The sequence below is a fragment of the Pseudomonas sp. FH1 genome (assembly GCF_000510895.2).
Lineage (GTDB): Bacteria > Pseudomonadota > Gammaproteobacteria > Pseudomonadales > Pseudomonadaceae > Aquipseudomonas > Aquipseudomonas azotoformans_A.
In genome coordinates, this window is record NZ_AOHM01000091.1 from 1 (window position 1) to 7,495 (window position 7,495).

General features: G+C 53.8%; 9 protein-coding genes and 1 pseudogene. 6 read left to right on the top strand and 4 right to left on the bottom strand.

Features of this window, described 5'->3' with window-relative positions:
• From H096_RS34135 to tnpB, 6 genes are all read left to right on the top strand, one after another.
• The coding region (locus H096_RS34135; protein ID WP_033901849.1) for a site-specific integrase at window positions 1-940 on the top strand (940 nt) is incomplete at its 5' end.
• Window positions 930-3,023 carry a hypothetical protein gene (locus H096_RS24110; protein ID WP_051422180.1) on the top strand — a complete coding sequence of 698 codons (2,094 nt, stop codon included), beginning with the start codon at window positions 930-932 and terminating at the stop codon, window positions 3,021-3,023. The genes H096_RS34135 and H096_RS24110, both read left to right, overlap by 11 nt.
• Window positions 3,023-3,436 carry a hypothetical protein gene (locus tag H096_RS24115; protein WP_033901850.1) on the top strand — a complete coding sequence of 138 codons (414 nt, stop codon included), beginning with the start codon at window positions 3,023-3,025 and terminating at the stop codon, window positions 3,434-3,436. Before H096_RS24110 ends, H096_RS24115 begins: the two co-directional genes overlap by 1 nt.
• Before the next feature lie 111 nt (window positions 3,437-3,547).
• A complete protein-coding gene (locus H096_RS24120; RefSeq protein ID WP_033901851.1) occupies window positions 3,548-3,745 on the top strand; it encodes a hypothetical protein in 198 nt (65 codons plus the stop codon).
• A 215-nt stretch (window positions 3,746-3,960) separates the two neighbouring features.
• The gene (locus tag H096_RS24125; protein WP_033901852.1) at window positions 3,961-4,293 is read left to right on the top strand and encodes a transposase; all 333 of its coding nucleotides are present in this window, start codon (window positions 3,961-3,963) and stop codon (window positions 4,291-4,293) included.
• On the top strand, window positions 4,290-4,625 hold the full coding sequence (gene tnpB / locus H096_RS34595; protein WP_033901853.1) for an IS66 family insertion sequence element accessory protein TnpB: 336 nt from the start codon (window positions 4,290-4,292) through the stop codon (window positions 4,623-4,625). The genes H096_RS24125 and tnpB overlap by 4 nt, the downstream gene beginning before the upstream one ends.
• 180 nt (window positions 4,626-4,805) lie before the next feature.
• Here tnpB and H096_RS24135 read toward each other — a convergent pair whose 3' ends face one another.
• The 4 genes and pseudogenes from H096_RS24135 to H096_RS34760 all read right to left on the bottom strand — a co-directional run.
• Window positions 4,806-5,363 (bottom strand): hypothetical protein, encoded by a 558-nt coding sequence (locus tag H096_RS24135; protein ID WP_033901854.1) that lies wholly within the window; start codon window positions 5,361-5,363, stop codon window positions 4,806-4,808.
• Window positions 5,364-5,470: 107 nt separating this feature from the next.
• Window positions 5,471-5,569, bottom strand: a complete 99-nt coding sequence (locus tag H096_RS34830; RefSeq protein WP_346963008.1) for a hypothetical protein — start codon at window positions 5,567-5,569, stop codon at window positions 5,471-5,473.
• A gap of 8 nt (window positions 5,570-5,577) precedes the next feature.
• Window positions 5,578-7,185, bottom strand: a complete 1,608-nt coding sequence (locus H096_RS24140) for a methyl-accepting chemotaxis protein (protein WP_277621475.1) — start codon at window positions 7,183-7,185, stop codon at window positions 5,578-5,580.
• Window positions 7,185-7,495 (bottom strand): annotated as a pseudogene (locus H096_RS34760) (hypothetical protein); the annotation flags it as partial. The pseudogene H096_RS34760 and the gene H096_RS24140, both read right to left, overlap by 1 nt.

Genomic DNA, 7,495 nt, shown 5'->3' on the forward strand with positions numbered 1-7,495 from the left:
ATGGTTGTTTATTGCGTTGGGTTCCCGCCCTGTTCAGTTGGCAGCCTTGAAGGTTTGTGATGTCGTGCGCTCTGTGGCTGCGGATGGAACAGAGTCCTTTCTTTTGCTCATCCCGCGGGCGAAGCAACAAAACCCATTGCTCCGTCAGGAACTCAAGCCCAGGGCACTAGTGAGTCAAATTGGCCGACCGCTGTTTGATTATGCTCAACGCGTTAGTGAACGCTTTATTGGAGAGTTTCCAGACACCCAGCAGGCGCCCCTATTTCCTTTACCCCAGCAGTCACAGTATTTGGCGGATGGGCCAGGATGGGGCAGGTTCCATCGTACCAGCGAGAATTTACGGAAATTGTTGGTGTCTGCGCTGGACAAGCTGTCCGTTCGATCTGAGCGTACAGGGGCTGTGATTAATATCTGTGCCCTGCGCTTTCGGCGCACTTTAGGGACAAATCTTGCACGTGAAGGTCATGGGGTGTTAGTCATTGCGGACTTACTTGATCATTCGCGAACGGACTCTGCGGGGGTTTATGTCGCCGCGACACCAGAGCTTGCAATGCGGATTGAAAAGGCGACTGCGCTATACATGGCGCCACTGGCTCAAGCCTTTAAAGGTCAATTGATAGCTCATGAGGGCATTGCTTTTCGTGGGGCAGACCGTTCCAGCCGAATTATTGATCTGCGTATCGATCAAAGCGCACGGCCGATGGGGTCTTGTGGAAGCTTTAGTTTCTGCGGATTGAATGCTCCCGTGGCCTGTTACACCTGCCAATGTTTTCAACCTTGGTTGGACGGACCGCATGAGGCGGTCCTGGATTTCTTGCTAGCGGATGCTAAACGCTATTCGGACGCTCGTATTGCGGCGATCAATGATCGAACGTTGCTCGCAGTGGCAGAGGTGGTCCAATTATGCCGCAGCAGAAAGGAGCAGGCTCATGGACGATAGGGTTATTCTGTTTAAACCCCGGGCAGAGCAGGCGGCTGAAGACAACCTAAGGGACTTCATTGCCCTCGCCAGAGATTCTCTGACGGCCTTTGGTAGTGGGTTGGTCTTTGATGCAAACAGTTGGGATGTCACCAATTTTGTTCGATTGAAACGGCGTAACTCTTGTTCAAGCATCCGATTTTATAGGTTCCCCAGTGGACGAGGGCAAAGGGATTCTTGTTGCTTACCTCAGCCGTACAAAGACTTTGCCAAAGCCTACTGCCGTTATGATTATGCGCTGTGTGCGTATACCACGGTCAGCTCACGATTGGCCGCGCTCCGTTCCTTGGCTGTAGCTCTGGAGGAAACGGAGAATTGTGTCACGCCTATCAAGGCCGGTCTGGGGCATTTTAATCGCGCGTGCGCAATACTTAATGAGCGTTATCAAACCTCCGCTGCTTATTTCGCCGGTGTAGAGCTCAAGCGTATTTCGCAGTTTCTTGTCGAGCATCAGCTCTGCACTGTGCCTATTCAATGGCAAAACCCGCTTCGGGCGCCAACGAGCTTCGAGCGCCGCGTTGGGCCGGAGTTTGATGCATCGCGTCAGGCCCGTCTGCCCTCGTCGGCCTCGTTAGAGGCGATTGCCGAAATCTTCGGAGCGGCCGAGAAGCTAGGCGACGTCTTCACTTCCTGTGTATGTGCGTTGCTGGCGTCGGCGCCGAGTCGCATTAATGAGGCGCTATCCATTTCAATACAGTGCGAAGTGGAGGAGTTCGATGCAAAAACAAATCAACAACTGTATGGATTGCGCTGGCGCCCTTCAAAGGGAGGGAAGGCACAAGTCAAATGGGTGGTGCAATCCATGGCCAGTGTTGCTCGAGAGGCGGTGAGTAAACTCAGGAGCATTTCTATACCCGCGCGGTACGTAGCACGGTGGTATGAGGCACATCCTGATGCCATTTATTTACCAGCGGAATTGGAGGCGCTTCGAGGGAGGACGCTAATAAGTTCAGAACAGGTGAGTGCGATTGTTTTTCTCACTCCGCCACCCAATGGCAATCAAGCCGCACGTGGGACCGAATGGTGCAGGAAACAGGGGATCGTTGAACACATTCCTTATGATCCTCAAAAAAAACATGCCCCGAGATTTCTGTTCGCGGACATTGAGCGAGCGATCATCTCTATGCTGCCAGTCAACTTCCCGCTGGCGGACCAGAAGAACAACCTGAAGTACAGTGAAGCGCTTTGCTTGACGCGCCTGAATGAATTAACCGAGGCGTGGGGAACCTACCGTGGGGTAATCGTCTTACCAGACACCGGTTATATTCAGAAGCAATTGTCCAGTTCGCGAATGGCGCTCAATATTTTTGATCGCTTCGGTTATCGTGAATTAGATGGCAGTCCAATGAAAATCACAACGCATCAATTCCGCCACTATTTAAACACCGTAGCCCAGATGGGTGGGTTGTCGCAACTCGACATCGCCAAATGGAGCGGTCGAGCCAAGGTTGGACAAAACAGGTGCTATGACCACCAATCCGATAGGGATGTGTTAGCGCTCGCCAGGTCCGCTTTAGGTGATCCGGAAAAGTCAGCTGGACATGTGGCGAGTATTCCGCCAAGTAGTTTGATTGCACGGGATCAGTTTGCAGCGCTGAAGATCGTGACCGCCCATACAACGGATCTGGGATATTGCCTACACGATTTTTCCATGCTGCCATGTCAGCTCTATCGAGATTGCCTTAATTGTGATGAGCATGTGTGCATTAAAGGTGATGTGGTCCGAGAGCAGGCTATACGTCAGCATCGTCAGGAAACCCAGGTCCTCCTCGCGAAAGCCTTAGAAGCGCTGGGCGAGGAGGCGTTTGGTGCCAACCGTTGGGTCGAACACCAGACTCTGACCCTTAAACGACTGAATGACCTGTGTGCCATTTTTGAGGACTCATCCGTTGCTGCGAACGCGATTATCCAGCCGCGTGGGGTCGTACCCGCGTCAAGATTGGAACAGTTACTGGCCCATCATCAAATTGTGAATGCGCGTGAACTTCAAGGCCCGACCATTGAAGATCAAAATGTGCCACGCATAGAGTCTAAGGACCTGTAATGTCTCGTTCGAGAAACCTTACCCCTGTTGCTATAGAACAGATCGTGTCGATCCTTGATGGCTGGTCTGGAAAATTGACTTGGGACCTGCTAATCCAAAGCGTCGCTCGCCGTTTGCGTGGGACCTATACGCGTCAGGCGCTTCATAAACATGAACGGATTAGGGACGCGTTCACTCTACGTAAAAAAACACTTTCGATTTCGGTTGGGGGGAAGAAGGCCATAAGCCCAGAGTCACAAGTGACAAACGACCGAATCGCACGTTTGGAAGGTGAGAATCAACGCCTGCAAATGGAGAATGATCGACTGCTCGAACAATTTGTGCGGTGGGCCTACAACGCTTACAGCCGGGGCTTGGATGAACAGTTCCTATCCCGTCCTCTACCCGCCATCAATCGACAGCAAACACCCTAGTGAATGGGCAAGGCAAACGCTCATATTGGTTGAGATCACGCCCTGCTGCTGCGACCCCCTCTATAGCTACAGGGCGCTTGGGATTCGTAATTTTATTTATGGAGTAATGCTATGCCTATCGGCTACTACTTGGCTTGCCTTGAAACCCAGCGATATGTCTGGATCGGCACGCTTGGCGACATAACATCCGCCGTCGGAGTCGACGCTGACCTCGTATCTAGTTTCTGCCTAGTGCATCGCGGTAAATCGCTCATTGTCATCAGCGAATCGCACCAGATTGTTGGTGAAGGCCATGAATGGACGCATTGACCTACAACATTGCAGCTGATGCGTAATTGCATGGACTTGACCACCCATTTGCATTGCCACCGACCACTCGTTTGCATCCGTGCTGACCAACCGTTTGCATTCGACTTGACCAGTAACCGTCCGGCCAAGTCATCTACCCAGCCCCGCAAAGCCAAGACATGGTGTGCACTTAAATTTAAGTGGGCGCCAGTTCTAGCCTTTTAAGCGGGTATTTCATGCAGCCAACACGCCGTTCCTATTCCAAGTCCTTCAAAGCCCAAGTCATTCAAGAGTGTGCCCAGCCCGGCGCTTCGATTGCCAGCATCGCGCTCAGCCATAGCCTCAACGCAAACCTCGTCCACAAATGGATTCGGCTGCATGCGCAGAAAAGCACGGCGCTGCCACCTGCATTTATTCCCTTAGCCATGCCGCTGGCCGGGGCAAACTCCCATCCAGCATCATCGAATATCTGCGTTGAGATCCAGCACCCGCGCGGCACCGTCAAAGTGAACTGGCCGACCGAAAGTGCTGCCGCCTGCGCGACCTTTCTTCGAGACTTGCTGCGATGATCCGCATCGATTCCATCTGGCTCGCCACCGAGCCGATGGACATGCGCGCCGGTACCGAGACGGCATTGGCCAGAGTGATCGCGGTGTTTGGTGCGGCGAAGCCGCACTGTGCTTATTTGTTCGCCAACCGCCGCGCCACGCGCATGAAAGTTCTGGTGCATGACGGCTTCGGGTTCTGGCTGGCAGCTCGGCGTTTGAACCAAGGCAAGTTCCATTGGCCAGGCATTCGCCAAGGCTCTGAAATGGAGTTGGATACCGAACAACTCCAGGCTCTGGTGTTGGGCCTGCCATGGCAACGCGCCGGCGCCGGCGGTGCGATCACACTGCTTTAACTTTAACCGCCATTGACAGTAAATATGGCGCCCGTGGCAAAGCTGGACTTATTGGGCGTCAGGAAAAATATTAAATTTGTGATGTCGAAAGATTCGCCCGTCTTGTTCTGCAGGCCAACCGTAACAACGGCATTCGCCGGGATATAACGATGCAGTTGAATACCACTGACTGTTTAGCCCTTACGCCTGCGAAGTGCAGGTTGGAGTATTGGCTGTAACGTACTGGATCACCTCTTCAAGCGTCTCTATGTCAGGAGAATTGTTCACTAACGCTTCCGTGTTGCACCATGGGTAATCCAAATGCGATACCCACTTCATGATGCAGTGCAGATCAGTCGTTGGTAGGGTTTTCATATGCTCAATGGTGATAGTGAGCCTCTCTACAAGCCCCGACTCGGAGCTGAACTGCCATTCATATAGGCCGCAACCCACTCGGGCCTCGCCGGAGCTCTTGTCGGACATGCCGACCAGCCACTTGCACTGGAATGTTTTGGCCTGCGGTTCAGGTGGAAGCCCTAAGCAAAAGGTATAGACGTTTTCGAAGGTCTGGCCGAATCTCCTGACCAGCACATCGCCGATAGGTCCAATGCCTTCAACGTGGGGTGGAAATGAGATAGATCCGGTGTGCACGACCATTTCCAGTATCGCGTCTGACGCAAAGGCCTGGTCTAACAAATGTGGGCGATTACCATCTTTGGCTTTTATGTACTGTTGAATCGATAGCTGAGCAGTGTTCATTGCTGTCCGTCGCTTCCATATCAGGTTGAGAAAAGACTAATCCGAGGCTCACGTTACTATTCCACGCGAGCCCGCTCTTATTTACAAAGCGCTACTGCACACATCCGCTACCAGCATGCAGTCGGGGCATGGGTGATGCCCAGAGGCGGGCGTGAAGTTTTTACCATCGGCTGAGGGGGCATACCGCAGCCCCAAATCACCTGCATTTCGTCGGCTACAACTTGAAAGTATCGACCACACTTCTGAGTCGCCCAGCTTCAGAATCCAGCTCTGCACAGGCTATGAGGGTCGCGCTGAGATTATCAGTGGTCTGGCGAGTCAGCTGGCTGATCTCATGCACATCGCGGGTCAGTTGATCGACGGCAGTTGTTTGCTCCTCAGTCGCTGCTGCGACGGTGAGGCACATCTCATCAATCTCACCGATGCTTGAGACGACTTTTACCAGGCTTGCCCCAGCCTGTTTCGCTACGAGCACGCTTTGGCTGCCAATTTCATTGCTTTGCAGCATTGTTCGGGAAGCCTGCGTGGCGCCTGCCTGTAGCGCGTCGATGACTTGGCGAATTTCTTCGGTAGCGTTCTGGGTGTGGTGCGCAAGGCTTCTGACTTCGTCCGCCACCACCGCAAAGCCGCGTCCCGCCTCTCCGGCCCTGGCGGCCTCAATAGCCGCATTCAGTGCCAGCAGATTGGTCTTTGCGGAAATCGTCGAAATAACTTCCAGGACTTTGCCGATGTCGACGGTTTTGGCGTTGAGGTCTTCGATCTGCGAGCGGGTTAGTTGGATATTTTCCTGCAGGCCGCTCATGGCGGTGACGGTGTTCTCCACAAGCTCGCAGCTCGACTCGATCTGCAACCTGGCGTTGGACGCGCCTTTGGAGGCGGCCGAAGCGCTTGAAGCGATCTCCTGCGCCGCTGCACCCAGCTGTTCGATGGCGGCAGCCACGCTGGTGGTGTAGCCCGACTGGTATTCCGATTTTTCCATCGAGGAATTGGACGCCGACAGCACCCGGCGCGTCGCCTCACCCAAGGCATGCGTGGTCGACGAGACCTCGCTGATTGAGGCGTGAATCCGATCACCGAAGCGATTGAAACTCACGGCCAGTTGGCCGAATTCGTCCTTCGACAATATCGACAGCCGACGGGTCAAGTCGCCATCGCCCTGGGCAATGTCTTCCATAGCGTGGCTGATCGAATGCAGAGGCCGAATCAGCACGCGAATGAGCAAGCCAAGTAGCAGCAACGTGGCAAGGCCCGCAACGATGGTCGCGATGATTGCCGAATTGCGGAATGCGGAGACACTGGCCAGAGCCGCTTGCTTGTCCAGCACGATGCCGATGTACCAATCCTGCGATGGCAGGCCTTTGACCGGTGAGAATAGGGTGAATTTCATGCCGTCAGCAGACTGGGCTTCGGCCAGTCGGTCGTCCAGCGCCAGGCTGTTGCCCGGAAATAGATCGGCCAGGGTTTTACCAATCAGCGCTTTGTCAGGGTGAACCAGGATCTTCCCCGCCTTGCTCACCAGAAAGGCATAACCGTTACCGTCGAACACCTGGGCATTGAGGGTTTGGGAAATCGTCTCGATCTTCAGGCTGGCACCCAATACGCCCAGTGTCTGCTGCCCCGAAGGGATGACCACCGCCTGGGTGATGATCCTGTAATCGATCCCCACGCCAACGTAGGGCTCGGTCATGGCTGAGCCGTTGGCGATAGCGTCCTTGTACCACTGCCGCTGCCGGGCGTCGTAGTCAACAGGCATCTCACGCGGCGGATAAATTTGAAAGCTGCCATCACGGTTGCCTACATACGCCGCGATGAACTGATCCATCAGCACCTTGTTTTGTAACTTGGACAAAATGTTTGGCGCTGAGGGTCCTCACCCATCAGCTCCGCGATACTCTTCATTAGCGTAAGTCGGCCATCGAGCCAGTTCTGAATATCATGTGCCATGGATGCAGCGAGCGCGCGAGTGTTCTGTTCGATTTTCTGCGCATTGTCGTCACGCAGGCGAAAGTCATTCAACACCGTAAATGCGCAAAACACTGTCATGATCACCAGAGAGGCGATCAGCAATATCTTCTGATTGAACTTTAGGGATGGTCTGAAGTAGGCCGCTATTTTTCGACTGCTGAGCCATA